Origin of the sequence: Halopseudomonas xiamenensis (genome assembly GCF_014219065.1) — a bacterium.
In the GTDB taxonomy this organism is placed as follows: Bacteria; Pseudomonadota; Gammaproteobacteria; order Pseudomonadales; family Pseudomonadaceae; genus Halopseudomonas; species Halopseudomonas xiamenensis.
The window spans coordinates 51,023-77,796 of sequence record NZ_JACLGO010000006.1; the positions used below are offsets into that span (position 1 = coordinate 51,023).

General features: G+C 62.3%; 27 protein-coding genes. 6 read left to right on the top strand and 21 right to left on the bottom strand.

All coding sequences use genetic code 11. From position 1 onward, the window contains the following. Positions 1-84: 84 nt before the first annotated feature. Positions 85-663: a Maf family protein gene (locus tag H6X51_RS05640; RefSeq protein ID WP_185266540.1), complete on the top strand. Its 579-nt coding sequence runs from the start codon at positions 85-87 to the stop codon at positions 661-663. Here H6X51_RS05640 and H6X51_RS05645 read toward each other — a convergent pair. The 3 genes from H6X51_RS05645 to rluC are packed head-to-tail and all read right to left on the bottom strand — an operon-like array spanning position 655 to position 3,310. Then, a complete protein-coding gene (locus H6X51_RS05645; protein WP_407925947.1) occupies positions 655-1,656 on the bottom strand; it encodes a S49 family peptidase in 1,002 nt (333 codons plus the stop codon). The two genes, H6X51_RS05640 and H6X51_RS05645, sit on opposite strands and share 9 nt — an antisense overlap. Continuing rightward, on the bottom strand, positions 1,657-2,349 hold the full coding sequence (locus H6X51_RS05650; protein WP_407925948.1) for an HAD-IA family hydrolase: 693 nt from the start codon (positions 2,347-2,349) through the stop codon (positions 1,657-1,659). Further along, entirely contained in the window at positions 2,336-3,310 is a 975-nt protein-coding gene (gene rluC / locus H6X51_RS05655; RefSeq protein ID WP_185266542.1) for a 23S rRNA pseudouridine(955/2504/2580) synthase RluC, read from the bottom strand. Before rluC ends, H6X51_RS05650 begins: the two co-directional genes overlap by 14 nt. 539 nt (positions 3,311-3,849) lie before the next feature. On the opposite strand from rluC, the gene rne reads away from it, so the two are divergent. Further along, the gene (rne, locus tag H6X51_RS05660; RefSeq protein ID WP_185266543.1) at positions 3,850-7,086 is read left to right on the top strand and encodes a ribonuclease E; all 3,237 of its coding nucleotides are present in this window, start codon (positions 3,850-3,852) and stop codon (positions 7,084-7,086) included. A gap of 88 nt (positions 7,087-7,174) precedes the next feature. Here the strand turns inward: rne and murB are convergent, their stop codons facing one another. Genes murB through H6X51_RS05695 form a run of 7 tightly spaced genes read right to left on the bottom strand, consistent with a single transcriptional unit; the run spans position 7,175 to position 13,625 of the window. Next, positions 7,175-8,200 carry a UDP-N-acetylmuramate dehydrogenase gene (murB, locus tag H6X51_RS05665; RefSeq protein ID WP_185266544.1) on the bottom strand — a complete coding sequence of 342 codons (1,026 nt, stop codon included), beginning with the start codon at positions 8,198-8,200 and terminating at the stop codon, positions 7,175-7,177. Then, positions 8,200-8,961 (bottom strand): 3-deoxy-manno-octulosonate cytidylyltransferase, encoded by a 762-nt coding sequence (gene kdsB / locus H6X51_RS05670; protein WP_185266545.1) that lies wholly within the window; start codon positions 8,959-8,961, stop codon positions 8,200-8,202. Before kdsB ends, murB begins: the two co-directional genes overlap by 1 nt. A 2-nt stretch (positions 8,962-8,963) precedes the next feature. Further along, positions 8,964-9,149, bottom strand: a complete 186-nt coding sequence (locus H6X51_RS05675; protein WP_185266546.1) for a Trm112 family protein — start codon at positions 9,147-9,149, stop codon at positions 8,964-8,966. Positions 9,150-9,162: 13 nt separating this feature from the next. Then, entirely contained in the window at positions 9,163-10,194 is a 1,032-nt protein-coding gene (gene lpxK, locus H6X51_RS05680; RefSeq protein WP_185266547.1) for a tetraacyldisaccharide 4'-kinase, read from the bottom strand. Next, positions 10,191-10,622 (bottom strand): ExbD/TolR family protein, encoded by a 432-nt coding sequence (locus H6X51_RS05685; protein WP_185266548.1) that lies wholly within the window; start codon positions 10,620-10,622, stop codon positions 10,191-10,193. Before H6X51_RS05685 ends, lpxK begins: the two co-directional genes overlap by 4 nt. 3 nt (positions 10,623-10,625) lie before the next feature. Beyond that, on the bottom strand, positions 10,626-11,300 hold the full coding sequence (locus tag H6X51_RS05690; protein WP_185266549.1) for a MotA/TolQ/ExbB proton channel family protein: 675 nt from the start codon (positions 11,298-11,300) through the stop codon (positions 10,626-10,628). 27 nt (positions 11,301-11,327) lie between these two features. Beyond that, positions 11,328-13,625 (bottom strand): DNA internalization-related competence protein ComEC/Rec2, encoded by a 2,298-nt coding sequence (locus tag H6X51_RS05695; RefSeq protein ID WP_185266550.1) that lies wholly within the window; start codon positions 13,623-13,625, stop codon positions 11,328-11,330. A gap of 100 nt (positions 13,626-13,725) precedes the next feature. Between H6X51_RS05695 and H6X51_RS05700 the strand changes: the two genes are divergently transcribed. Then, positions 13,726-14,250 carry a DUF2062 domain-containing protein gene (locus H6X51_RS05700; RefSeq protein ID WP_185266551.1) on the top strand — a complete coding sequence of 175 codons (525 nt, stop codon included), beginning with the start codon at positions 13,726-13,728 and terminating at the stop codon, positions 14,248-14,250. A 278-nt stretch (positions 14,251-14,528) separates the two neighbouring features. Here the strand turns inward: H6X51_RS05700 and lolD are convergent, their stop codons facing one another. Both lolD and H6X51_RS05710 read right to left on the bottom strand, forming a co-directional pair. Next, on the bottom strand, positions 14,529-15,215 hold the full coding sequence (gene lolD, locus H6X51_RS05705; protein ID WP_185266552.1) for a lipoprotein-releasing ABC transporter ATP-binding protein LolD: 687 nt from the start codon (positions 15,213-15,215) through the stop codon (positions 14,529-14,531). Continuing rightward, positions 15,208-16,452 carry a lipoprotein-releasing ABC transporter permease subunit gene (locus H6X51_RS05710; RefSeq protein ID WP_185266553.1) on the bottom strand — a complete coding sequence of 415 codons (1,245 nt, stop codon included), beginning with the start codon at positions 16,450-16,452 and terminating at the stop codon, positions 15,208-15,210. Before H6X51_RS05710 ends, lolD begins: the two co-directional genes overlap by 8 nt. A 94-nt stretch (positions 16,453-16,546) precedes the next feature. On the opposite strand from H6X51_RS05710, the gene H6X51_RS05715 reads away from it, so the two are divergent. From H6X51_RS05715 to H6X51_RS05725, 3 genes are read left to right on the top strand one after another with little or no spacing between them, the layout of a single operon-like run. Beyond that, positions 16,547-17,131 carry a PilZ domain-containing protein gene (locus H6X51_RS05715; protein ID WP_185266554.1) on the top strand — a complete coding sequence of 195 codons (585 nt, stop codon included), beginning with the start codon at positions 16,547-16,549 and terminating at the stop codon, positions 17,129-17,131. Continuing rightward, positions 17,128-17,421 carry a phosphodiesterase gene (locus tag H6X51_RS05720; protein ID WP_185266555.1) on the top strand — a complete coding sequence of 98 codons (294 nt, stop codon included), beginning with the start codon at positions 17,128-17,130 and terminating at the stop codon, positions 17,419-17,421. Before H6X51_RS05715 ends, H6X51_RS05720 begins: the two co-directional genes overlap by 4 nt. Positions 17,422-17,430: 9 nt before the next feature. Beyond that, positions 17,431-18,171 carry a glycerophosphodiester phosphodiesterase gene (locus H6X51_RS05725; RefSeq protein WP_185266556.1) on the top strand — a complete coding sequence of 247 codons (741 nt, stop codon included), beginning with the start codon at positions 17,431-17,433 and terminating at the stop codon, positions 18,169-18,171. A gap of 21 nt (positions 18,172-18,192) precedes the next feature. Here H6X51_RS05725 and sthA read toward each other — a convergent pair whose 3' ends face one another. Genes sthA through H6X51_RS05770 form a run of 9 tightly spaced genes read right to left on the bottom strand, consistent with a single transcriptional unit; the run spans position 18,193 to position 26,754 of the window. Further along, positions 18,193-19,590, bottom strand: coding sequence for a Si-specific NAD(P)(+) transhydrogenase (sthA, locus tag H6X51_RS05730; RefSeq protein ID WP_185266557.1), 1,398 nt, complete (start codon positions 19,588-19,590; stop codon positions 18,193-18,195). Between the two features lie 50 nt (positions 19,591-19,640). After that, the gene (gene nqrM / locus H6X51_RS05735) at positions 19,641-19,874 is read right to left on the bottom strand and encodes a (Na+)-NQR maturation NqrM (RefSeq protein WP_185266558.1); all 234 of its coding nucleotides are present in this window, start codon (positions 19,872-19,874) and stop codon (positions 19,641-19,643) included. 3 nt (positions 19,875-19,877) lie between these two features. Continuing rightward, positions 19,878-20,900, bottom strand: a complete 1,023-nt coding sequence (locus H6X51_RS05740) for an FAD:protein FMN transferase (RefSeq protein ID WP_185266559.1) — start codon at positions 20,898-20,900, stop codon at positions 19,878-19,880. A gap of 1 nt (position 20,901) precedes the next feature. Then, positions 20,902-22,128 (bottom strand): NADH:ubiquinone reductase (Na(+)-transporting) subunit F, encoded by a 1,227-nt coding sequence (gene nqrF / locus H6X51_RS05745; protein WP_185266560.1) that lies wholly within the window; start codon positions 22,126-22,128, stop codon positions 20,902-20,904. A gap of 10 nt (positions 22,129-22,138) precedes the next feature. Beyond that, a complete protein-coding gene (nqrE, locus tag H6X51_RS05750; RefSeq protein ID WP_185266561.1) occupies positions 22,139-22,747 on the bottom strand; it encodes an NADH:ubiquinone reductase (Na(+)-transporting) subunit E in 609 nt (202 codons plus the stop codon). Further along, complete coding sequence (locus H6X51_RS05755; protein ID WP_185266562.1) at positions 22,747-23,421, bottom strand: NADH:ubiquinone reductase (Na(+)-transporting) subunit D; 675 nt, start codon at positions 23,419-23,421, stop codon at positions 22,747-22,749. Before H6X51_RS05755 ends, nqrE begins: the two co-directional genes overlap by 1 nt. Beyond that, positions 23,418-24,209, bottom strand: a complete 792-nt coding sequence (locus tag H6X51_RS05760) for a Na(+)-translocating NADH-quinone reductase subunit C (RefSeq protein ID WP_185266563.1) — start codon at positions 24,207-24,209, stop codon at positions 23,418-23,420. Before H6X51_RS05760 ends, H6X51_RS05755 begins: the two co-directional genes overlap by 4 nt. Then, a complete protein-coding gene (locus H6X51_RS05765; RefSeq protein ID WP_185266564.1) occupies positions 24,202-25,413 on the bottom strand; it encodes an NADH:ubiquinone reductase (Na(+)-transporting) subunit B in 1,212 nt (403 codons plus the stop codon). The genes H6X51_RS05760 and H6X51_RS05765 overlap by 8 nt, the downstream gene beginning before the upstream one ends. Positions 25,414-25,416: 3 nt before the next feature. After that, positions 25,417-26,754, bottom strand: coding sequence for a Na(+)-translocating NADH-quinone reductase subunit A (locus H6X51_RS05770; RefSeq protein ID WP_185266565.1), 1,338 nt, complete (start codon positions 26,752-26,754; stop codon positions 25,417-25,419). Positions 26,755-26,774: the final 20 nt, after the last annotated feature.

Below are 26,774 nucleotides of genomic sequence, written 5' to 3' on the forward strand. Positions count from 1 at the left end.
ATTTGCGGAAAAACCCTATCTTCGCCACGGCATGCCGCAGCCGGGATAGAATCCCGATCAACCACTTATATAAAGGACAGCAAAATGCCCGGTCTGGTTCTCGCCTCCAGCTCCCCCTACCGCCGTGTCCTGCTCGAACGCCTAGGGCTGGCCTTCGACTGCGCCGCACCGGATATCGACGAGTCGCCCCACACCGACGAAACCGCCCGCGAGCTGACCCGGCGCCTGGCGCTGGGCAAGGCACAGGCGCTGGCAGGCAGATTCACCGACCACCTGATCATCGGCTCCGACCAGGTAGTGCTGCTGGACGGGCAACCTGTGAGCAAACCCGGCAACCATGCAGCTGCACGACAGCAGCTACGGCGCTGTAGCGGCCGCACCGTCGAATTCACCACCTCGCTGTGCCTGCTCAACAGCCGTACCGGTGCCTACCAGCTGGCCAGCGAACCATTCCATGTCAGTTTTCGCGAACTGGACGAGGACAGCATCGAGCGCTACCTGCTGCGCGAACAGCCCTATGACTGCGCCGGCAGCTTCAAGATGGAAGGACTGGGCATAACCCTGTTTCGCGCGTTGCGCGGCGATGACCCGAACAGCCTGATCGGGCTACCGCTGATCAGGCTGTGCGAGATGCTGCGCCAGGAAGGCGTGCCGTTACCGTAACGCCGGGGCGGCCAGGCCGAGGTGGGTCGCCAGACTATTGCCGATGCTGGTGCCCAGCTGCCGAGAAAAGCGTTGGAAGGGTGATTCGCGATAAGTGAAGTCGACCAGTTCCTCGGTACCGACCACCTCGCGAGCCACCGCCGAGGCACTCGACAGGCCATCGACCAATCCCAGCTCCAGCGCCTGCTCACCCGACCATACCAAGCCACTGAACAGGTCGGGATGCTCCTTCAGGCGTTCTCCCCGCCCCTGCCTGACCTGGTCGATGAACTGCTGGTGGGTCGTCTCCAGCACCGTCTGCCAGAAAGCCCGCTCATCCGCACGCTCGGGCTGGAACGGATCGAGGAACGCCTTGTGCTCACCTGCGGTATAGGTGCGCCGCTCCACCCCCAGCTTGTCCAGGGTCTCGACAAAACCGAACCCGGCCGCGGTCACACCGATCGAACCGACCAGACTGGCCTTGTCGGCATAGATTTCATCGGCCGCAGCGGCAATGTAGTAGGCACCGGAGGCGCCGATATCGGCAATCACCGCATACAGCCTGGTATCCGGATGCAGCGTGCGCAGGCGCTTGATCTCGTCATACACATAACCTGCCTGCACCGGACTGCCACCGGGGCTGTTGATACGCAGTACCACCGCCTGGGTCTGCTCATCCTTGAAGGCTCGGCGCAGACTGGTAACCAGGTTGTCCGCACTGGCTTCCTGGCGATCGGCAATGGTGCCACGCACCTCGATCAGCGCGGTGTGCGGTTTGCCTGTGGCCGCGGTGCCTTCGAGACCGGCGAACGGCGAGAACAGGAACAGCGCGCCCAGCAGATAGAGGAAGGTCAGGCTCTTGAAGAAGATCCCCCAGCGCCGCGAACGCCGCTGTTCCTGCACCGATGCCAGCAGCGATTTCTCAAGCAGCTCCCAGGCCTTGCGATCTTCCTTCTGCGCCTTGGCCTGGCTACGCTCGATCATCGGCCCGTCGGTCCATTGGTCCTGTTGCATTTATTGCACCTCTATCATCTGGCTGGTCCGAAACTGGGGCAATACCCACCCATGAAATTCATCGAAGGAGTCCACGCAATGCACTGGCCGGCAGCGCAGCAGCTGCTCATGGGTCATGGCACCGTAGGTAACCGCCACCGGGCGCACCCCGGCATTGTGCCCCATCATGATGTCAAACTCGCTGTCACCGACCATGCAGGCATCGGCCGGGGTCACGCACAGCTCATCGAGAATCTCCTCGATCATCCGCGGGTTCGGCTTGCCGGCGGTCTCATCCGCACAGCGGGTGACATCGAAATAGTTTTCCAGATCGTGGGAGGCGAGCATGCGATCCAGCCCCCTGCGGCCCTTGCCGGTTGCCACGGCAAGGCGAAACCCCTGGGCACGCAGCGCCTCAAGCGCAACGTGCACCCCCTCGAACAGCGGCGAGGGCTCGCGCTCAAGCGCCAGGTAGTTGTCGGCATAGGCCTCGATCAATCGCCTCGCCAGCAGCGGCTCGTCCAGTTCGGGATACAGCACGGCAACCGCATCCGGCAGTGCCAGGCCGATGATGTCGCGCACCTCTCGTACCGAGCGGGCCGGCAGGCCCACATCCACCGCCGCGCGCTGCATGGCGGTCACTATATTGTTGATGGAGTCGGCCAGGGTGCCATCCCAGTCGAAGATCAGGGTATTCATGTCACTCCTTTTCAAGCTGGCGCAGCGTCATGTCCCAGACATTCCCGGGCTCGGCGCGAACCTGCAGGCGCTCACCGTCGGGCAGCTGCGCACTCAAAGATACTGCATGCAGAAACAACCGCTTACCGCCTTTTTCTCGAATAACTCTGGAAAACTCATCATCTCCGTACTTGGCATCTCCGGCAATCGGATGACCAGCGTGACGGGCATGGACACGAATCTGGTGGGTGCGGCCGGTAATGGGTCGCGCCTCGACCAGGGTGGCGAAATCACCGAAACGCTGCACCACGCGAAACTCGGTCAGCGACTCCTTACCCTCGGGATTGACCTCCACCATGCGCTCACCCGAGCGCAGGTTGTTCTTCAACAGCGGCGCGTGCACCTTCTTCACCTGCGACGGCCAGCGCCCACGCACCAGCGCCAGGTAGCACTTGTCCACGCCCTTGCCCGGGCCATCGCCGCGCAACTCGGCATGCAGATGCCGCAGCATGCTGCGCTTCTTGGCGATCATCAGACAGCCGGAGGTATCCCGGTCCAGGCGGTGCACCAGCTCCAGCTGCTGCGCCTCGCTCGGGCGCAGCTGGCGCATCGCCTCGATCACGCCGAAATTCAGCCCGCTACCGCCATGCACGGCCAGGCCGGCGGGTTTGTTGACCACGATCAGGCCTTTGTCCTCATACAGGATGCTTTGTTCCAGCGCATTCAGGATACCCTGCCCAACCAGTGCCGGCGCGTCCGCCTCAGGCAGGCGTACCGGCGGTATGCGAATGCTGTCGCCCGCCTTCAAGCGGTACTCGGGCTTGATGCGACCCTTGTTCACCCGCACCTCGCCCTTGCGCAGGATGCGGTAGATAAGCGTCCGGGGCGCGCCTTTGAGCCGTGTCAGCAGATAATTATCGATGCGCTGACCAGCCTGACCCTCGGAAATCAGGTCGGTCTGCACGCTGGAAGAGATAACGGATTGGTCGGTTTTCATGGGCGCATCATACATTTTTTCATTCAATTGAAGCACTTGAATAATGCTGCTATAGTCCGACGAGCTGCGCAAAAGGCAGCAGGAGGCCTTGGTAGTCGATCCGATTACCGCACCCCTCCCAGAAATATTGATGTAGAGCCTTCGTCAGGCCACTAATAGCAATGCCGGCGAATCTCGAGAAAACATGCTGTAGGCCACAGGCCGGCAGAATATTAACCCGCTCCGCGGAAGGCGACGAGCGGCACCCGATTCAGATGGGAAAGTGATTAGGTGGAGATGCACAGCTTCAGGATGATGTGACGAGCGTTGACATTTGCATTGACCGTGTCCCCGTCCCCAGTCCGGCTGATTCCTCCCTAAAAGTAAAGTTTCTCTGTACTCGCCATAGACAGACTGAACTGCAGCTGCCCAACGGCAACAGCAATGTGAACTCTGAACAAGGGCAAGGTTGGCCCAAGCAGAAACACGCCTGACACCTAACGGAAGAATCAGGTGCCGTACTCGTGTTCCGGGAAGCACTGGAAACACAACGGTACTTCATGAAAAGAATGCTGATCAACGCAACTCAGCCCGAAGAGTTGCGCGTAGCGCTGGTAGACGGCCAACGGCTGTATGACCTGGACATCGAATCAGGCGCGCGCGAGCAGAAGAAATCCAACATCTACAAGGGTCGCATCACTCGCATCGAACCCAGCCTCGAGGCCGCCTTCGTCGACTTCGGCTCCGAACGCCACGGCTTTCTGCCGCTGAAGGAAATCTCCCGCGAATACTTCACCAAGCAGCCTGAAGGCCGGGTCAACATCAAGGAAGTACTCAAGGAAGGCCAGGAAGTCATCGTCCAGGTCGACAAGGAAGAGCGCGGCAACAAGGGCGCTGCCCTGACCACCTTCATCAGCCTGGCCGGTCGCTACCTGGTACTGATGCCGAACAACCCCCGCGCCGGTGGCATCTCCCGCCGTATCGAGGGTGAGGAGCGCAACGAGCTGCGTGAAGCCCTGAACAGCCTCAACGTCCCTGCCGACATGGGCATGATCGTGCGTACCGCCGGCCTGGGCCGCAGCGCCGAGGAACTGCAGTGGGATCTGGATTACCTGCTGCAGCTGTGGGAAGCGATCAAGAGTGCCTCCAGCGAGCGCAACGGTACCTTCCTGATCTACCAGGAAAGCAACGTCATCATCCGCGCCATCCGCGACTACCTGCGCCAGGACATCGGCGAGGTACTGATCGACAATGAGACGGTCAAGGAAGAAGCACTCAACTTCATCAGCCAGGTCATGCCGCAGTACGCGAGCAAGGTCAAGCTGTACGAAGACAGCGTACCGCTGTTCAACCGTTTCCAGATCGAAAGCCAGATCGAGACCGCCTTCGACCGCCAGGTGAAACTGCCCTCCGGCGGCTCCATCGTGATCGACCATACCGAGGCACTGGTCTCCATCGACATCAACTCGGCGCGTGCCACCAAGGGTGGTGATATCGAGGAAACCGCGCTGCAGACCAACCTGGAGGCGGCCGAGGAAATCGCCCGCCAACTGCGCCTGCGCGACATCGGCGGCCTGATCGTCATCGACTTCATCGACATGACCCCGGCGAAGAACCAACGCGCCGTAGAAGAGCGTGTACGCGAGAGCCTCGAAGCCGACCGTGCCCGGGTCCAGGTGGGTCGTATTTCCCGCTTCGGCCTGCTGGAAATGTCCCGCCAGCGCCTGCGTCCCTCGCTGGGCGAGACCAGCGGCATCGTCTGCCCGCGCTGTAATGGCCGCGGCACCATTCGTGACGTCGAGTCGCTGTCGCTGTCGGTACTGCGCCTGATCGAGGAGGAAGCACTCAAGGATCGTACCGCCGAGGTGCGCGCCCACGTGCCGGTTTCCATCGCCACCTTCCTGCTCAACGAAAAGCGCGACGTGCTGGCCAAGACCGAGGCGCGCACCCAGGTTCGCCTGCTGGTATTGCCAAACGCGCACATGGATACGCCCCACTTCGAAGTCCAGCGCCTGCGCGATGACCAGGAAGCGGTACTGAACAGCGAATCCAGCTACACCATGAGTGCCGATGTCGAACACGAGGAGCCGGTCCAGGTCAGCCAGACCCGTGCCATCGTGCGCCAGGAAGCAGCGGTCAAGAGCATTGCTCCGTCCCGCCCTGCCCCGGCACCCGCCCCGGCGCCTGTCGTTGCGGCAACCAAGGCTATCCAGGAATCCCAGCCGGGTCTGATCAAATCGCTGATCAAGTCCCTGGTGGGCATGTTCTCCAGCGACAGCAGCCAGGCCGAGGCGGCCGAGCAGCAGCCAGCCACCAGCAGCGCGCAGAAGACCACCCGCGATGCCGGCCGCGGCGGCGAACGTCGTCCCAACCGTAACCGTCGTCAGCGCCCCGAGCGCGGTGAGCGCAGTGGTGAGCGTGGGGAGCGCAGCGGCGAACGCAGCGAGCGTCCCCAGGCCCAGCGCAACGAGCGCAAGAGCGCCGAACCGGCAGCCGAAGCCCAATCCAGCCAGGCCAGCACAGCAGCAGCCAGCAAGACCGAGGGCGGCACCACCAGCCGTCGTCGTCGCCGTAGCAGCAGCGCCAGCACTGAAAGCACAGAGCGTGCAGTGCAGACCGAAGACAGCGGTCGTCAGGAACGCCGTGCGCCACGCCAGGCGGAACCGGCCGTAGCACAGGACGAAGAACTGACCGACCTGAACCTGGAGCAGGCCGACAGCGAAGGCACCTCGGAAGAGGATCGTCCCAAGCGCCGGTCGCGCAACAGTCAGCGTCGTCGCAACAACCGTCGCAGCCGCAGTGCGACCCAGGACGACAACGCCGGCGATATCAGCGCCCAGGCAGACAACGCAGCCGAAGCGGCGGATACCGCCAAACCGGCTCGCCAGGACAGCACTGCAGCCGAGGTAATCATTCCGGCCAGTGTGGCAGTTGCAGCCACCCAGGCGGTTGCTGCCAGTGAAGGCAATGCACCGTCGGAGATGATCAACGAGCCGGCCGTGGAAGCGGCAGCGCCTGTCGTTGCCGAGCCCCTGGAAGAGGTCAAGCAGCCGGTCGAGCAAGCCCTGAACCAGGCGGTGTCGGATATCGAGCAATCGATCGAGAGTGCCGTCGAGGCCTTCAACCAGTCGCAGCGCGAAGAGGCTAGCGAGCCGCTTGCACCGCCGGCAGCAGCCAGTGCATCCGCAGAACCAGCTGCCGAGCCCCAGGCCGAGGCCGAGCCAGTCGCTGCCGAGCAGCCCGAGGCGCAAGCCGTCGCGGACACGGACAGCGCACCGGCTGCAGAGCAGGCTCCTGCCCAGCCAGAGGAAGCGGCCCAGGCCCCTGCCCCGGTAGCAGAACAGGTTGCCACCGAGCAGACCCCGGAAGTCGAGGTCGAGGCACCGGCTGCCGAACCAGAGCAGAAGGCCATTCCAGCTCTGACCGAGAGCGGCCGCGCGTTCAACGACCCGCGTGAAATCCGCAAGCGTCGTCTGGAAGCCAAGCGCCTGGCCGAGCAGCAAGCCGAGCAAGCCCAGGCCGAGGCGCAAGCCGAGCCCGAGGCCCCGGCCGCTGCAGCAGCCGATACGCAACAGCCCATCGAGCAGGCGGCAGCGCCGGCCGAGTCGGTGAGTGAGGCCATGGCCGAGGCCCAGGAGGTCATCGAGACCATCGAGCAGGCCCAGGCCGAGCCAAGCCCGGCAGCGGATGAAGCTGAGGAAGTGGTCAATACCGGTGAGCAGGCGGACATCCCTGAGCATCCGGGCACCAGCGTGGTGGAGCAGCAGGAAGATGACGAGCAGACTCCCAGAAGCTGATCGTTAACCGCAATAACGACAAAGGGGATGCCGATTGGCATCCCCTTTGTCGTTCATGGCCTTGAGCAACGCTACCAGGGCGCCGGAATCAACCGCCGATCAGTTGCGGCTCCATCTCCAGCTCGACGCCGAACTTCTCCGCCACATCCTGCTGGATAGCCCGCGCCAGCGTCATCACCTCAGCACCACGGGCACCGCCGTAGTTGACCAGCACTAACGCCTGCTCCCGGTGGACTCCTACCCTGCCCTGACAATGCCCCTTCCAGCCGGCCTGTTCGATCAGCCAACCGGCGGCGAGCTTGATACTGCCATCAGCCTGCGGATAATGCGGCATGGCTGGCCAGCGCAGCAGCAGCGCTCGCGCCTGCCCGGCTGGCAGCAGCGGATTCTTGAAGAAGCTACCGGCATTGCCCAGCTGTACCGGGTCCGGCAGTTTGGAACGGCGAATACGACATACCAGTTCGCTGATCACCCGGCTGTCAGGGCGCCGCAGACCGGTGGCCTGCCAGGCCGCTGCCAGCGGCGCATAGTCCAGCCGCGGTTGTGGGCACGTGCCCAGACGCAGACGCACCCGCAGAATGACGAAGCGCCCTGGCTGCTGCTTGAACAGACTGTCGCGGTAGGCGAAGCGACAGGCGCTGCGGTCCAGCCGGCAGAGCTGGCCGCTGCCGCGGTCCAGCGCCTCCAGGCTGTCGAACACCTCGCACAGCTCGACCCCGTAGGCGCCGATATTCTGTACCGGCGCGGCGCCCAGGGTACCGGGGATCAGCGACAGATTTTCCAGCCCGTGGAAACCATGGTCGAGGGTCCAGCCCACCAGTTGATGCCAGTTCTCCCCCGCCTCCGCCTCGATGAGCACGCTATCGGCGCTGCGCTCCAGCACCCGCCGGCCGCGGCTGCGCATGGCCACGGTCAGACCCGGCACCGGTCCGGCCAGTACCATGTTGCTACCGCCACCGAGCAGGGTTACCGGCCAGTCGTGCTGCCGGGCCAGAGCCAGGGCATCGCGCAGTTGCCCGTCGCTCTCGACCGCTACCAGCCGCTCGGCATGCTCACTGATGCCGAAGGTATTGAGCAGCCCCAGGTCCGCCTGGGAAACAACCGCCAACCCCATCAGCGTGAGGCCAGCAATTGACGCACCCGCTCCAGGTCTTCCGGCGTATCCACCCCTGGCGGCGGCATTTCGCAGGCATCGGCCACATGGATACGGCAGCCGAACCAGAGTGCGCGCAGTTGCTCGAGCGACTCGGCGATTTCCAGCGGACTGGCGGGCCAGCGCACATAGTCATGCAGGAAGCCGACCTTATAGGCATACAGGCCGATATGGCGGCGAAACGGGATATCCTGCGGCAGCTCGCTCGGACGCCCCTGCGCAAAGGCATCCCGGCACCAGGGCATCGGCGCGCGACTGAAATACAGGGCAAACCCCTGGTGATCGGTGACCAGCTTGACCGCGTTAGGGTTGAACAGGGTATCGACACCCTGCAACGGCTCGGCCAGGGTGGCGATGCTGGCAGCGGGAAAGGCCCGCAGGTTACTCGCCACCTGATCGATCAGCGCCGGCGGGATCATCGGCTCGTCGCCCTGCACATTGACCACATGCGCCTCGGCATCCAGTCCCAGCTGGCTGACAACCTCCTGCAGGCGATCGGTACCCGAGGGGTGATCGGCACGGGTCATCAGCGCATCCGCGCCGAAGCCGCGGCAGGCCTCGACGATACGTGGATCGTCGGTGGCGATGGTTACCGAAGCAGCGCCGCTCTTTTGGGCCTGCTCCCAGACGTGCCGGATCATCGGCTTGCCGGCGATGTCCTGCAACGGCTTGCCCGGCAGCCGGGTGGAGGCGTAACGAGCAGGAATGATGACGTGGAACATGGTCAGTGATCCAGCCTCTCGTCGGCGTCGAGGGCGCGCGCCTCGTTCTCCAGCATCACCGGGATGCCGTCGCGCACCGGGAAGGCCAGGCCATCGGCCCGGCACCACAGTTCGGTCTTGTCCTGATTCTGTACCAGCGGGCCCTTGCACAGGGGGCAGGCCAGGATATCGAGCAATTTGGGATCCATCGTCAGACTCCGATCAGGGGGAGGTTTTCCGGCTGGACGGCAGATGGCGGTCCAGTCTCGCATGCAGCGCCGTGATGAAGGCGGCGCTCAGTTGGGCATCTACACTCAGGTACCACCAGTTGTCACGCGCGAAGCCAGCGCATTTGACCGCGTCCTTCTCGGTCATGATCAGTGGCTCGCCATGATCGAACTCGGCGAAGCTGTCGGCATTGTACTGGGCATGATCGGCAAAGGCATGGATTTCCGGCAGGAAGCCGTGATTCTCCAGGGTCTTGCAAAAGCGCTCGGGGTTACCGATACCCGCCACCGCCTGCACCCGGGGTGGCGCTTTCCACTGCGCCGGGCTGATGCGCTCACCGGTCTTCAGATTGACCAGTTCGGTTGCCTGCAGCCGCATGGCGAAGGCGCCATCGGCATCGACAGCGGCGCCGGTACGCACCTGCAGATCCACCGAGGCCAGGCGACTGGCCGGCTCGCGCAGCGGCCCCTCGGGCAGGCAACGGGCATTGCCCAGCCCGCGTGCATGATCGATCATCACCACCTCCAGGGTGCGCCCCATGCGGTAGTGTTGCAGGCCGTCGTCACTGACAATCACATCCACCGGGGCGTGCTCCAGCAGATAGCGCCCGGCCCTGGCGCGGTCAGGGTCGATCACCACCGGCACCTGGCAGCGGCTGGCGATCAGCAGCGGCTCGTCGCCCACCTGCTCCGGACCGTCCTCGGTGGGACGGATACGCCATGGCCAGGAAGGTGGCTTGGCGCCATAGCCGCGACTGATGACACCCACGCGCAGCCCACGGCTACGCAAGTGTTCCACCAGCCAGAGGACCATCGGCGTCTTGCCGGTGCCGCCCAGGGTGATATTGCCCACCACGATCAGCGGTACCGGCGGTTGCCAACGGCTTGCCGGGCTGTCCAGATAGCGTTGCCGGCGACCCATGGCGACCCTCTGATACAGCTGCGACAGAGGCCGCAGCAGGATCAGCCAGCCATGCCGTTCGTACCAGGCACGCAGCATGAACCTCTCGAGGGAGAGCCGTTTCATGGCGCCGGGTTTTCCGGCTCGCTGGTGGTCAGCCGCAGGTGGGTGAAGCCCTGCTGGCCAGCGGCATCCATGGCGGTGATGACCGATTGATGTGGTGTCCTGGCATCAGCGGTGATCACCACTGGCAGGCTGTGATTGCCACCCGATTCGCGGGCCAGGGCCGCCTTCAGGGTATCCAGGCTCGGACTGATCAGCACATTGCCATTGATCGCCACCTCGCCGGTAGCGGAAATCAGCACTTCGATCTGCTGCGGATCGGTGTTATCGGCCCGCTCGCCGGAAACGGATTCCGGCAGGTCGACTTTCAACTGGGTTTCCCGGGTGAAGGTGGTCGACACCATGAAGAAGATCAGCAGCAGGAATACCACGTCGATCAGCGGCGTCAGGTTGATATCGGTCTCGACCCGTGTCCTGCGTCGAAAGTTCATCGATCAATTCCCTTTCGCCAGGCTGACGGGGCGTTTGTCCGTGGCTGACGGGGCGCTACCGTTGAAGTCGGCTTCACGCTGACCCTGCACCACTTCCACCAGCTTGGTCGCCTCCTGTTCCATGGCCACCACCAGCTCGTCTACCCGGCGCGACAGGAAGCGGTGGAAGAACAGCGCAGGAATCGCCACGGTCAGGCCCGCCGCGGTAGTGATCAGCGCCTTGGAGATGCCACCGGCCAGCACAGCGGTGTTGCCGGTCCCCTGCATCATCACCGCGGTGAACACGTCGATCATGCCGATCACGGTACCCAGCAGTCCAAGCAGCGGGGATACCGCAGCGATGGTACCCAGGGTACTGAGATAACGCTCCAGCCCATGGATGACCTTGGTCGCCGCCTCCTGGATGCATTCCTTCATGATCTCCCGACCATGATGGGTATTGGCCAGGCCGGCCGCCAGGACCTCGCCCAGCGGGGAATCGGCACGCAGGGCTTTCAGCCGGCTGGCATCGAGCTGCCCGTCCTTGATCCAGCGCCAGGCCTGGCCCACCAGGTTGGCCGGCGCAACACGGTTACTGCGCAGCGTCCACAGGCGCTCCAGCACGATGGCCGCAGCCACCACCGAGGACAATACGATCGGCAACATCAGCCAACCGCCGGCTTTGATCAGTTCCCACACAGGCGTTCCCTCCGAAATTTGTCTATTCTAGGGCTCGGAGGCATGTTCAGCCAACCGGCCCACAACTCGATCCGCATGCCAGAAGCGTTGTGCACGCTCACGCCAGGACCATTCCCGGCGGGCCTTCCCTGTGTCGTCCAGGACAAAGCGTATCGCTCCGGCGGTGGCAGTATAAACTGGTTCGGCCCCCAATTCGCGGTAACGTTCCACAACCCGGGGATGCGGATGACCGTATTGGCTGTGCCGGCCAGCACTGAACACCACCCAACGCGGACTGACCGCACGGATGAAGGCGTAGGATGACGAGCTGCGGCTGCCATGATGGGGCGCCAGCAGCAGATCGGCAGCCAGCGGTCGCTCCAACATCTGGTATTCGCCTCGAATCCCAACATCTCCGGGCAACAGCACGGCGCTTTCGCCCACCACCACCCGTAGCACGCAGGACTGCTCGTTGGCCGATGCCGGCGGAGGTGGGCTGTGCAGAACTTCGAAGCGTACCGCATCCCAGCTCCAGTGCTCACCGGGAATGCACGCCCGCGCCCGGAGCAAGGGGTCGAGTGCGGCAGATTGTCCAGCCAGCGTGCGCCGGACCGGCAGATTGGCGGTAATGAAAGCTGCGCCGCCAGCGTGGTCATTGTCGGCATGGCTGAGCAACAGCATGTCCAGCTTGCGCACCCCCAACGCCAGCAGCGCCGGATGCACCACCGCCTCGCCCAGGTCAAAGCCACTGGCAAAGCGCGCACCGGTGTCGTACAGCAGGTCATGATGCTGTGTCTGCACCAGCACCGACAGCCCCTGCCCCACGTCCAGCACGGTAACCCACAGCTGGCCGGCCTCCGGGCGTGGCTGTGCTGGCAACAACAGGACCAGAACGCAGGCCAACCCCGGCAGCCACAGCAGGCGTGCCAACGGACTCAACAGTGCGCCGACTCCGACCAACCCCAGCAGGAAGCCGGTCCAGCCGGGAAACGCCAGGCGCTCGGCCTCACGCCATTGCGCCACCCACGAGAGCCCCTCGAACAGCCAGTTCAGCGATACGGCCGCCGCCCTGACCAACCACGGGAAGTCGAACAACAGCTGCAGCAGGGTACCCAGTAAGGCCATCGGCACCACCAGCAGGCTGACCCAGGGAATCGCCAGCATATTGGCCAGTGGTGAACTCAGGCTTCCCGGCATGCACCATAGCAGCAGCCAGGGCCAGAGGCCGACGAACACCAGCCACTGGGCACGCCCCCACTTCCACCAGAGATTGGCCATACCCAACCGGGCGCCCATGCCATACAGCAGCAGGCCGACCGCGATGAACGACAACCAGAAGCCGGCGCGCAGCGGCGCCGCTGGATTGAACGCCACCACGGCAGCGAAGGCCACCAGCCAGAAGGTCCACAAGCCCGGCTGGCGATACAGCAACTGGATCAGCAGCCCCAGGGTGATCATTAGTAAGGCCCGTTGCACCGGCACATCGAAGCCTGCCAGCAATGCATACAGGGCAGCGACCACGATCACCAGCGGCATCGCCAGCCACAACCGAGGCCAGGGCCATATCAGGATGCCGCAACGCCCCAGCAAGGTCACCAGACCGAATACCGCTGCCGCCAGCATACCCACATGCAGTCCGGAAATGACCATCAGGTGGCTGGTGCCGGTAGCCTGCAGCACCTGCCAGTCATCACGCGCGAGAACACTCTTGTCGCCAACCACCAATGCAGTCAGCCGGTTACCACCGGGCTGATCCGCCAGCACCAGCTCCAGCTGCCGGCGAATCTGGCTGCGCAGGGCGGCGATCCCCAGCCCCGGCTGTGTCTCGTCGAGCCGTTGCCCACTGCGTACGCTGCCCAGCGCACCAATACCCTGCGCGTATAACCAGGCCTCGTAATCGAAACCGCCGGGATTGGCCATGCCCGCCGGGCGCCGCAGGGTCATCTCGAAGCGCCAGAGTTCACCCGGGTTGAGCGGCTGGCCGCCGAACCAGTGCGCTCGCACTGGCGGCAGCGGCTGTCCACTGTCGGCCAACCGCACTTGGTCCAGATCGAAGCGCCAACCACTCTCGGTCGGTTCGGGCAAGCCCTTGACCTGGGCCAGCAGTTGCACCCGAACCCCATCGAACTCCGGTGGCAAGCGCTGATCCAGCAGGCGCTGATGAAACAGGCAGGCCCACAGCAACCCCACAGTCAACGGCAACAGCCAGCGCAACCGGCGAATGCGCCACAGCGCCAATGCCAGGCCCAGTGACAGCGCAATCATCCAGAGCGGCGGCAGACTGCTCCAACCCAGCGGCAGCAACATGCCGGCAATCAACGCGGTCAGAAACAGCGGCACAACCATGTGCAAGATATCCAGTTATTTTCATTGTGCCGCTGATGGTGGCCGGGAGTAGTCATTAGGCGCATAATCGTCCTTTAGCCCGCCTACCGATCAGCCCGCGATGCCACGTCAGCTACTCAAGCGCTACATGCCCACTCCGGAACGAATCAGGAACAGCAAATCGCTGCGTTTCATGGGTACGGTGCTGCATGACCCCAACCTCTGGCACCTGACCCGGCACAGCGTGGCCCGGGCCATGGCCTGCGGTCTGTTCGCCGCCCTGCTGCCGATCCCCATGCAGATGCTGCTCGCCGCCTTCCTCGCCGTGCTTGTCAAAGCCAATCTGCCGATCTCGGTGAGCCTGGTATGGCTGACCAATCCGATCACCATGCCGCCGGTATTCTTCATGCAGTACAAGCTCGGCACCCTGCTGCTGGGCGCCCCGGAGCGCAGCATGCCGCTGGAACTGTCGATCACCTGGCTGACGGCTGAACTCCAGCATATCTGGCAACCGATGCTGGCCGGATCACTGGTGTCCGCCATCATCGCCGCGGCCATCGGCTACTTCGGCACCCTGTTGTATTGGCGTTTCTGGGTAGCACGCAACTGGAAGCGCCGCAAAATGCGACGCCGTCGTCAGTCTTGAGCGTCATACTGTTCAGCTGCACCTGGATAACCCCATAGTCTGCTCCCGGCACAAAGGTGCAAGCATTGGTGTGGCTGTGGGCTTAAACCATCAGCAGCTTGGAAGGTTCCGGAGCAGGTTGGTAGGCAGGGTTGGGCCGACCGTCTGCCGCCAGGGATGGCGGCAGCGAGCCTACAGGGATGTATTCACGGCGTGTCGGCACGGCCCTGCCTACCAACCTACTCCTTGCAGGACCTGACAGCCAACCTGGTTGAGAGCGATACACCCTACTAATGACCTCAGCGCGGCTGCGCCACCAGCCGCCCCTCATCCAGGGTCAACACCCGATCCATCTGCGCCGCCAGCGCCAGATCGTGGGTGACTACCAGAAAGGCGGTATGCAACCGCTGGCTGAGTTCCAGCATCAGTTGCTGCACGCTGCGGGCGGTGTGCTGGTCGAGGTTGCCGGTCGGTTCATCCAGCAGTACGCAAGCCGGCTCGTTGATCAGCGCCCGGGCGATCGCCACCCGCTGGCGCTCCCCCCCGGACAGCTCGGCCGGCTTGTGGCCGGCCCGGGCCGACAGGCCGACCCGCTCGAGCATCGCCATACCCCGCTCACGAGCCTGGTCGATCGGCGTTGCTCCGATCAGCAGAGGCATGCATACATTCTCCAGCGCGGTGAACTCGGCAAGCAGGTGGTGGAACTGGTAGACGAAGCCAAGATCGCTGTTGCGCAACTGGCCACGCTCGGACTCCTTGAGTGCTGACATCTGCCGCCCTGCCAGCCAGACCTCACCCGTGGTCGGGGTATCCAGACCGCCGAGCATGTTCAGCAAGGTGGTCTTGCCCGAGCCCGAACTGCCAACAATGGCGACCCGCTCGCCGGCCTGCAGCAGCAGGTCGACCCCATCCAGCACCTGCAGGCTTTGTGGCCCTACCGCGTAGCATTTGCTCAGTTTCCGGCATTCCAGTACTGCTTCAGTCATAACGCAAGGCCTCCGCCGGCTCGGTACGGGATGCACGCCAGGCCGGATAGAGCGTCGCCAGGAAGCTCATGCCCAACGCAGCAGTGCAGATGATCACGACATCCGTCCAGATCAACTGGGACGGCAGATAGCTGATGAAATACACGTCGGAACTGAGGAACTGGGTGCCCAGCAATTTCTCCAGCCCCGCCACCAGCGCCGACACATTGAGCGCCGCCAGCACCCCGAGAATACCGCCGGCCAGGGTGCCCACCACACCGATGACCGAGCCCTGGACCATGAAGACACCCATGATGGTGCCCGGCGAAGCCCCCAGCGTGCGCAGGATGGCGATATCCGCCTTCTTGTCGGTGACCACCATGACCAGGGTGGAAATGATATTGAATGCCGCCACAGCCACGATCAGCAGCAGCAACAGGCCGATCATGGTCTTCTCCATGCGGATCGCGGCGAACAGGTTACCGTGGCTGCGCGTCCAGTCCTGCGCGTAATAATCGCCCGGCAGCTGCGATACCAGATTCCAGGCCACCTGCGGCGCCTGGAACAGATCGACCAGCCGCAGCCGCACCCCCTGCACCTGGCCCGGCTCCCAGCGGCTCAGGCGGGCGGCATCGGCGGCGTGAATCAGCGCCATGGAGGCGTCCAGCTCGGCGCCGACCTTGAACACACCGGTCACATGGAAGCGCTTGAGCCGCGGGAACACCCCCGCCGGGGTAACCGACGCCTCGGGCATGACAAAAGTCAGCTTGTCGCCCACCTGGACATTGAAACGCTTGGCGATCAGCTCGCCGATGATGATTCCGAACTCACCCTCCTTCAGATCGTCGAGGGTTCCGGCCTGCATGTGCTGGTCGATGATCGATACCCGCGCCTCAGCCTCGGGAATGATGCCACTGACCAGCACCGGGGCTACACTACCGTTATGCGTCAGCATCCCCTGCATCTGGATGAACGGGGCGGCGGCAACCACCTGGGGATCAGCTTCCAACTGGCTGGCCAGGCTGCGCCAGTCCTCGATCGGCTGGTAGCCGTTGATGCTGGCATGCGGCACCATGCCGAGGATACGGGTGCGCAGTTCACGGTCGAAACCGTTCATCACCGACAACACCAGGATCATCACCAGCACCCCGAGGGTCAGCCCAAGCATGGAGATGAGTGAAATAAAGGATATGAAGTGGTTACGACGTTTGGCGCGCGTATAGCGCAACCCGATGAAAAACGGTAAGGGTCTGAACATGGAATACCAGTTACCTGATGGGAAAGGTCCCGATGAATGGCAGTTCGGGCTGACATGTTACACTGAAACCGGTTTCGGTAAACGGGCCTGAAACATGCAAACCAACAATCTCGATGGGGTTCACGCGGGTTACTTCCAGATCCAGGACCGGTTGGCCCTGGATTATCGGTTGATCGCTGTATCACCCGCCCGGCAGCCGCCCCAACCGGAACCATCCCCGCTGTTCGGCCTGCTCGGCGAATTGCACCTGTTGGACCACGAATCCCAGCATCTGTTGCGCCAGATAGGCGAACATGATCGCGGGCTGGCTGCCTATCTGAAGATCCTCAACAAGCGTGTCGACCTGATCGGCCGGGCGCTGTCGCTGCAGCTGGTCGAAGACATGGGCGCACCACAGCCAGTGACGCTCAGCGAGGCCGGCCTGACTTTCAGCGCCCAGCAGCCGTTGCCGGTGGGCGAGTGGATCGCCCTGCGCCTGCTGCTGCCGGACCCCATCGGGCTAGCGGCAAATGTCCAGATTGCCGACTGCGTCCGGGATGCCGCTTCCGGCCGCTATCTGATACAGGTAAGCTTCGCCCAGTGCAACGATGCCCAGCGCCAGCTGCTGGCCCGGCATATCGTGCAGAAACAGGCACAGGAAATCCGTGCCACGAAACATAACGAAAGGACATCGACATGAACCACCTTCTGCCCCTGGCCCTGGTCACCACCCTGTTTGCTACCACCGCGGTACAGGCCGATACCCTGGCCATCCCCCTGGGTCAACAGGCTGCCGCGCAACAGCTGGAACTGCCGCAGCGCGGCGCCAGCACCCAGAGCGTACAGCAGCGCCATGGCCAGCCGAGCACCCGTCACCCGGCGGTCGGCCAGCCGCCGATCAGCCGCTGGGACTACCCCGGCTTCAGCGTCTACTTCGAGCACGACAAGGTGATCCATAGCGTGCGCCAGCACATTCCCTCAGGTAACTGAAGACCCCACATGCTCATCTACGGCCATCGCGGTGCCCGCGGCGAAGCCCCGGAAAACACCCTGCCCAGCTTCCGCAAGGCGCTGCAGGCAGGTGTCACCCGGGTGGAGCTGGACCTGCATCTGTCCTCCGACCATCAGTTGATGGTCATCCATGACCCGACCCTCAAGCGCACCACCGGCATCAAGGGCAAGGTTGCCGCCCAGCGCGCCGCTGACCTGATGCGCATCGATGCCCGTCTCGGCCTGGCCGGCTGGCCGGAACCCTGCCCGATTCCCAGCCTGGAACAGCTGTTCCAGGCCTGCCCGGAATTCGAGCACTACCAGCTGGAAGTCAAGAGCGGGTCGGCGGCGCAGTCCCGTCGGGTGATCGATGCCATTACCCGGCTGGTCGACACCTACGACCTCGCGGACAAGGTGGTGATCACCTCGGCCAGCCGTGCCCTGCTGCGCCATGCCCGCGACAGCGGCTGCAGGCTGCCGACCGGATTGGTCGAGGAGTACGGGCTGCTGGACCCGGTCAAGAGTGCGCTGCGCTATAACTGCCGCTTCCTGGTGCTGAACTGGAAGCTGTGCACACCGGCGCGCATCGCCCAGGCCCACCGCCATGGCCTGCACGTCTCGGTGTGGACGGTGAACGAACCGCAGTTGATGCTGCAGTTGTGCGAGATGGGAGTCGACAGCCTGATTACCGATGTGCCGCAGTTGGCTGTCACCGTGTTGCAGGAGGAGACGCCCGGCTCGGTCGAGTGACCGTACCGGGCAAAGGAGACATCAGAACAGCCGGCCGAGGCCGTCCAGCGCCGCGACCCGGTAGGCCTCGGCCATGGTCGGGTAGTTGAAGGTGGTGTTGACGAAATACTTGATGGTATTGGCCTCACCTTTCTGGTTCATGATCGCCTGGCCGATATGCACGATTTCCGACGCCTGGTCACCGAAACAATGGATGCCCAGCACCTGCAGGGTCTCGCGGTGAAACAGGATTTTCAGCATACCTACCGGCTCGCCGCTGATCTGCGCCCGGGCGGTGTTCTTGAAGAACGCCTGGCCGATCTCATAGGGCACCTTCTCGCTGGTCAGTTCGCGTTCGGTCTTGCCCAGCGAACTGATCTCGGGAATGGTGTAGATACCTGTCGGCACATCGTCGACAAAGCGCCAGCTGTCATTCTCGATGATATTGCCTGCTGCCGACCGCCCCTGGTCGAACGCCGCGCTGGCCAGGCTCGGCCAGCCTATGACGTCACCAGCGGCGTAGACATTGGGCACCTCGGTACGGTAGTTCTCATCCACCGTTACCTGGCCGCGACTATTGGCAGTCAGGCCGATATTCTCCAACCCCAGGCCGTCGGTATTACCCGAACGCCCATTGCACCAGAGCAGCGCATCGGCGCGGATCTTCTTGCCGGATTTCAGGTGCAGCACCACACCGCTACCGTTCAGCCCTTCGATCTTGTCGTATTCCTCATTATTGCGGATGAGCACCGTATTGTTGCGCAGGTGGTAGCTCAGCGCATCGGAGATCTCATCATCGAGAAAGCTCAATAGCCGGTCGCGGTTGTGAATCAGGTCGACCTTGACCCCCAGCCCGCAGAAGATAGATGCATATTCGCAACCGATTACCCCTGCCCCATAGATGATCAGGGTGCGGGGCGTATGATTCAGCTGCAGGATGGTATCACTGTCGTAGATGCGCGGGTGGTTGAAGTCGATATCCGCCGGGCGGTACGGCCGCGAACCGGTGGCGATGATGATTTCCTGGGCCACCAGACGATCCACCGCACCTTCGGTGTTGACCAACTCGATGGTGTGCGCATCGGCAAAGCTGCCTTTGCCGAAAAATAGATCGATGCGGTTACGTGCATAATAACTGTTACGCGAGCGTACCTGACGCGAAATCACCTTCTCCGCGCTGGTGAGCACATCCGGGAAGGAAAAGTCCCGCGGCTCGCCAACCGCGCGGAAGATCGGATTGGTGTTGAACTGAATGATCTGTTTGACCGAATAACGCAGCGCCTTGGATGGGATGGTACCCAGGTGAACGCAATTGCCGCCCACCACGTTCCGCTCCTCGACCACTGCGACCCTGCGCCCGAGTTTCGCTGCATTGACCGCAGCGCCCTCTCCCGCCGGGCCTGCGCCCAGCACTACCACATCATAATTGTAAACAGCCATTCAATTCGGTCCTGTAGCAATCCTCAAATGATTCCTGCGCGGCCTGCGCCTCACTCCTTGCGAGTAGCGTCGTAGCCCAGCGTCTGTGTTGCCGTCGAACCAGTCCCCTGTTTCGATTCCTCGCATTTGTTCGGGTTGCCGCCGCACAGAGTGCAGCTGGCATCCACACCTGCAGCACCGATACCGCCACAGGAGCCGGCGATCGGCTTGCGGCCGGCCATGACACCAACCGCCATGCCAGCGACGCACAGCAGCATCACTGAAAAAGTCACGAGCCAAAGCATGCTTTACTCCTTGCCCTCTTGCAGGGCGATGAATCGGGGTGTGCTGCGCGATACGAAGCCGTCCCCCTGACGAATGACGAACAGCGCCGGAAGATCATGTTCCAGCGCATATTCCCAACCACGCTCCGAACCCATCACCAACAAGGTGGTGGAAAGCCCGTCGGCCCAGGCAGCGGACTCGTGGAGCACCGTCACCGCAGCCAGATCATGCATCACCGGCTTGCCGCTGACCGGATCGAAGGTATGCGAATAACGCTGACCCTCATGCTCGAAATAGTTGCGATAGTCACCAGAGGTGGACACACCATAGCCACGCAGCGGCAACACCAGCTGGGCCACCCGACTTTCATCCCGCGGTTCTTCCACGGCGATGCGCCAGGGACTACCACCCGGCTTCTCACCGTCTGCCTTCAGCTCGCCGGTAAGCTCTACCATATAGTCTTTGATGCCCATGGCTATCAGACGTTCGGCTACTTCGTCGACCATATAGCCGGCGGCAATGCCGCTGACATCCAGCTCCAGCTGGTTGTCCTTGCACAGTTGCTGGCCGCGGATATGCAGATGTTCATGGCCGGTACGCGCCATGGCCTCAGCCAACTGCCCGGGTTCAGGCAACTGCCGCGGCTCGCCAGCCCCATGAAAGCCCCACAGCCGCATCAGTGGCTCCAGGGTCAGGTCGAAGCTGCCGTCACTGTGCTGATGCAGCTGCTGCGCCAGTACGACCAGATCGAGAATGGGTTCCGGCATGTCCTGGCAGGTACCTGCCGGTGCCGCATTGAAGCGCGACAGGTCCGAGTCCGGACGCCAGGTGGAAGCGACACTTTCGAAATCTTCCAGCAACTGTTCTACCGTGGCCTGTACCTCGGCCGCGGGTGGCGTACCTTCCCTACCCACCCACTTGATCGAATAGGTGCTGCCCATGGTCAAGCCGGTTATTTCGGCAACCGGCTCGGCAGAATTGAAACAGCCCGTCAGGGCTGCTGCCAGGGCAGCAGCACAGACGGGCCGGACAAGGCGATGCAACATATCAACCGCCGAAGTCATCGAGCAGGATGTTCTCGGGCTCCACCCCCAGGTCCTCGAGCATCTTGATCACCGAAGCGTTCATCATCGGCGGCCCGCACATGTAGAACTCGCAGTCCTCCGGTGCCGGATGGTCCTTCAGATAGTTCTCATACAGCACGTTGTGGATGAAACCGGTGGGGCCTTCCCAGTTGTCCTCGGGCAGTGCATCCGACAACGCCAGGTGCCACTCGAAGTTCTCGTGTTCGGCAGCCAGCTTGTCGTATTCATCGACATAGAAGGCTTCGCGCAGCGAGCGAGCGCCATACCAGAAGGACATCTTGCGCGTGCTCTTGAGACGCAGCAGCTGGTCCATGATATGCGAACGCATCGGCGCCATACCTGCGCCACCACCGATGAACACCATTTCCGCATCGGTATCCTTGGCGAAGAATTCGCCGAAAGGCCCATACACAGTGATCTTGTCGCCCGGCTTCAGACTGAAGACATAGGAAGACATGATGCCCGGCGGGATGTGATCCTGCCCGGGCGGTGGCGTCGCCACGCGGATATTGAACTTGACGATACCCTTCTCTTCCGGGTAGTTGGCCATGGAATAAGCACGGATAACCGATTCATCGACCTTGGACACATAACGCCAGATATCGAACTTGTCCCAATCAGGATGGAATTCGGGCTGGATATCGAAATCCTTGTAGTGCAACGTGTGGGGTGGGCACTCCAGCTGCACATAGCCACCAGCACGGAAGTCGACGTTCTCGCCTTCCGGCAGGCGCAGGGTCAGCTCCTTGATGAAGGTCGCCACGTTGGGGTTGGACTCGACCACGCACTCCCATTTCTTGACCCCGAATACCTCCTCGGGAACCTCGATCTTCATGTCCTGCTTGACCGGGGTCTGACAGGACAGGCGCCAGCCCTCACGGGCTTCACGCTTGTTGAAGTGGCTCTCCTCGGTGGCCAGCATCTCGCCACCGCCGCTCTCCACAACGCACTTGCACTGGGCGCAGGTGCCACCGCCACCACAGGCGGAGGACAGGAAGATGCCATTATCCGCCAGGGTGCCCAGCAACTTGCCACCTGCCGGTACGGTAATGGTTCTTTCACCATTGATTTCAATATTCACATCACCGCTGGACACCAGCCGCATGCGCGCCAGCAGAATAATCACCACCAGCACCAGCACGATGCCGGTGAACATCGCGATGGGCAGCAATAAATCAAGAATCGACATGTCCACTCCCTTACAGTTGCACGCCAGAGAAGGACATAAAGCCCAGCGACATCAAACCGACAGTGATGAAGGTTATACCCAACCCACGCAGCCCCTCGGGCACATCACTGTACTTGAGCTTCTCGCGGATAGCTGCCAGCAGCACGATCGCCAGCGCCCAGGAGAACCCGGAGCCAACCCCATACACCACGCTTTCGCTGAAGTTGTAGTCCCGCTCGACCATGAACAGGGTGCCACCCATGATGGCGCAGTTCACGGTGATCAGCGGCAGGAAGATCCCGAGGGCGCCGTACAGTGCAGGGATATATTTATCCATGACCATCTCCATGATCTGCACCAGTGCGGCGATCAGGCCGATATAGCACAGCAGACCAAGGAAGCTCAGGTCGACATCCGGCAGGCCGGCCCAGCTCAGGGCGCCGTCCCGCAGCAGGTAGGTATACAGCAGATTGTTGGCCGGAACGGTAACCACCTGAACCACCACCACGGCGATCCCGAGCATGAGTGCCGTCTCGACCTTCTTCGAGATAGCCAGGAAGGTACACATGCCGAGGAAGAACGCCAGGGCCATGTTCTCGACGAATACGGCCTTCACGAACAGACTGATATAGTGTTCCATCAATAGGCCTCCTTGTTGGATACCTGCGGCGCCATCTTGAAGTCCGCTTTCTCCACCTGCTCGGTCTTCCAGCTACGTATCGCCCAGATGAACAGACCGATCAGGAAGAACGCCGATGGTGGCAACAGCAGCATGCCGTTGGGCTGATACCAGCCACCATTGTTGACAGAGGGGATGATCTCGTAGCCCATCAGCGTCCCGGCACCGAACAGCTCACGCACGATACCCAGGCCGATCAGCATGGCACTGTAGCCCAGACCGTTGCCGATGCCATCGAAGAACGACAGTACCGGCGGGTTCTGCATGGCGAAACCCTCGGCACGCCCCATCACGATACAGTTGGTGATGATCAGGCCGACGAATACCGACAGCTGCTTGCTCAGCGCATAGGCATAGGCCTTGAGCACCTGGTCTACCACGATTACCAGCGAGGCGATGATCACCACCTGGACGATCATGCGGATCGCACTGGGAATCTGGCTGCGGATCAGCGAGATGAACATGCTGGAAAAGCCGCACACCAGGGTCAGTGCGATACTCATCACCAGGGCGGTGTTCAGGTTCGAGGTAACCGCCAGCGCCGAGCAGATCCCGAGGATCTGCAGGCCGATGGGGTTGTTATTGAAGATCGGGTCCAGCAGGACCTGTCTGATTGTAGGCTGTGACATGCTCAAGCCTCCCCTGCGCGCAGGTTATCGATGAAGGGACCGAAGCCATTCTCGCCCAGCCAGTATTCCAGCAGACGGTTGACCCCGTTGACTGTCAGCGTGGCACCCGCCAGCCCGTCGACCTGGTGCTGGGCATTCGGGTTGCCGGGTTCGACACTCCCCTTGAGTATGCGGATGACCGGCCGGCCGTCTTCGTTGAATATCTGCTTGCCGGGCCACTGGCCACGCCAGTTCGGATTATCAACCTCGCCACCCAGTCCGGGGGTTTCAGCATGCTGATAGAAGCCGAAGCCCTGCACGGTATTCAGGTCGGCGCGCAGGGCGAGAAACCCGTGCAGCGTAGACCACAGGCCGTAGCCACGAACCGGCAGGATCAGGGTTTCCATCTGCTGGTCCTCGCCCTCGACGATATACGCCACGCTGTAGTTCTCGCGACGATTGATCGAGGCGATATCCTCGGCACCGGACAGGTTCCGCGACAGCGCCGGATCCTTGGCAGCGGCTGCCGGATCGAAGGTTTCAGCATCGTAAGCATCGCTGAAGCGGCCGCTTTCCAGGTCGACCAGCCGAGCGACGATGCGCTCGTCGAACAACGCCTTGACCTGCGCACCGGACATCGAGGCATCCCCCAGGCCGGCGATGGCGAGGATATTGCGCTGTTTGTCCAGCAGTGCGTTCTCGACCTGGGTCGGGCGCAACGCAACCGCCGCACCCGCGACAAACACGGAACAGACCAGGCACACCAGCAGCGCGACTACCAGCGTGCGGACGGTGGATTCTTTCTGACTAGACATGACGTGCCAGCCTCCGCTTGATATTAGCCTGGATGATGAAATGGTCGATCAGGGGCGCACACAGGTTGGCGAACAGGATGGCCAGCATCATGCCCTCCGGGAATGCCGGGTTGACCACCCGGATCAGCACCACCATGACCCCGATCAGCCCGCCGAAGATCCACTTGCCGAGATTGGTCATCGATGCCGACACTGGATCGGTGGCCATGAAGATCATGCCGAAGGCGAAGCCACCGGTGACCATGTGCCAGTACCAGGGCATGGAGAACATCGGATTGGTCTCCGAGCCAATGACGTTGAACAGGCTGCTCAACGCGATCATGCCGATCATGACCCCGGCAACGATGCGCCAGGAGGCGATCTTGGTCATCAGCAACACCGCACCGCCGATGAAGATGGCCAGGGTACTGGTTTCACCGATGGAACCCTGCATGGTGCCGATGAAGGCATCCATCCAGCTCAGCCCACCGTTGATCACCGCATCCATACCGCCCGCACCGATCATGCTCAGAGTGGTCGCACCGGAGAAGCCATCCACGGCAGTCCAGACACTGTCACCTGAAATCTGTGCCGGATAGGCAAAGAACAGAAAAGCACGTCCGGTCAACGCGGGGTTGAGGAAGTTTTTACCAGTACCGCCGAAGATTTCCTTGCCGATCACCACACCGAAGCTGATACCTATGGCCACCTGCCAGAGCGGAATGCTTGGCGGCAGTATCAGCGCGAACAACACCGAGGTGACGAAGAAACCCTCGTTGACCTCGTGCTTGCGCACGGTCGCGAACAATACCTCCCAGAAGCCACCGACGATGAAAGTCACCGCGTAGATGGGTACGAACCAGGTAGCACCGTGAATGATGTTGTCCCAGATGCTGCCCGGATCGAAGCCGGCGAGCATGCCGATGATCGCGAAGCGCCAGCCATCCTGGGCGGCCAGCAGTTCCGGGTTGGCCGCGAATACGCTGTTGGCCTGGTAGCCGACGTTCCACATACCGAAGAACATCGCCGGGAAGGTACACAACCAGACGGTGATCATCATGCGCTTGAGGTCGATGCCGTCACGCACATGCGCGGTGGTCCTGGTCACACTGGCCGGTTTGTACAGAAAGGTGTCGAGCGCCTCGTACAGGGCATACCACTTCTCGTACCTGCCGCCCTTCTCGAAATGGTGCTCGACCTTGTCAAGTAAACTGCGCAGCCCCATTGGTCAACCCTCCTTCTCGATGTGCGTGAGATTGTCACGCAGGATCGGGCCGTATTCGTATTTGCCGGCACACACGTAGCTGCACAGCGCCAGATCCTCTTCATCCAGTTCCAGACAACCCAGTTTCTGCGCCATGTCGGTATCGCCGACGATCAGCGAACGCAGCAGTTGGGTAGGCAGGATATCCAGCGGCATGATCTCTTCGTAGTTGCCGACCGGAACCATGGCGCGGGCGCTGCCATTGGTGCTGGTGGTGAAGTTGAACAACCTGGAGGGCGACAGTTTGGAGATGAAGATATTCAGGATGGAGTGCTTGTCGACACCGGCACGCAGGTAATGCAGCATTTCGCGCTGGGTACCTTCGAGCAGCACCGAGACCTGCAGGTGATAGCGCCCGAGGAACTCAGTAGCGCCCCGCGCCAGGCGACCACCCAGTACGGAGCCGGAAATGATGCGATTGTTACCCGGCTTCATTTCCCCTGCGGTCAGCTCGGCCAGGTTGGCACCGACGACGGTACGCAACAGGCGCGGCCGCTCGACCTGCGGACCACCGAGGGCGATCACGCGTTCGGTCGACAGATGACCGCTGGTGAACAGCCTGCCCACCGCGACAACATCCTGGTAATTGATGTGCCACACCTGGCGGCTCTCGCTGACCGGGTCCAGCATGTGTATATGGGTACCCACCAGACCGGCCGGATGCGGCCCGGCGAAGCTTTCGCTGCGCACCCCGGGAATATTCTCCCCGGGAACTGCCGAACCCTCGGCCTTGCACAGCCAGATACCGGACAGGCACGACAGCACCTTCAGTCCATTTTCGAAGTCGGCGGCACATTCCTGCAGCACCACCGCCGGGTCGGCCGACAATGGGTGCGTATCGATTGCTGTAACGAAGATCGACGAGGGAGTGGCATCCACTGCCGGCACCTTGCTGTAGGGCCTGGTACGCAGGGCGGTCCACAGACCGGAGCGGATCAGCTTGTCGCGTACCAGTTGCCCATCCAGGCTGCCCAGGGTATCGACGGCATGGCTGCCGAAGTCGATGGAGTCGTTGCCTTCGACATCGATCACCACCGACTGCAGAACCCGCTTCTCGCCGCGGTTGATGGCGCTGACCACGCCACTGGCGGGAGCGGTATAAAGCACACCGGGGGTTTTCTTGTCACTGAACAGGATCTGCCCTGCCTGCACCCGGTCACCGACCTGCACCTCCATCGTAGGCTTCATACCGTGGTAATCGAAACCTATGACCGCAACGCTTCTGACCGGACGTGCGTCCTCGATGCGCTGTTCAGGTGAGCCGGTGATTGGCAGATCCAAGCCCCGTTTGATCTTTATCATACGAATAGCCTAATCACATA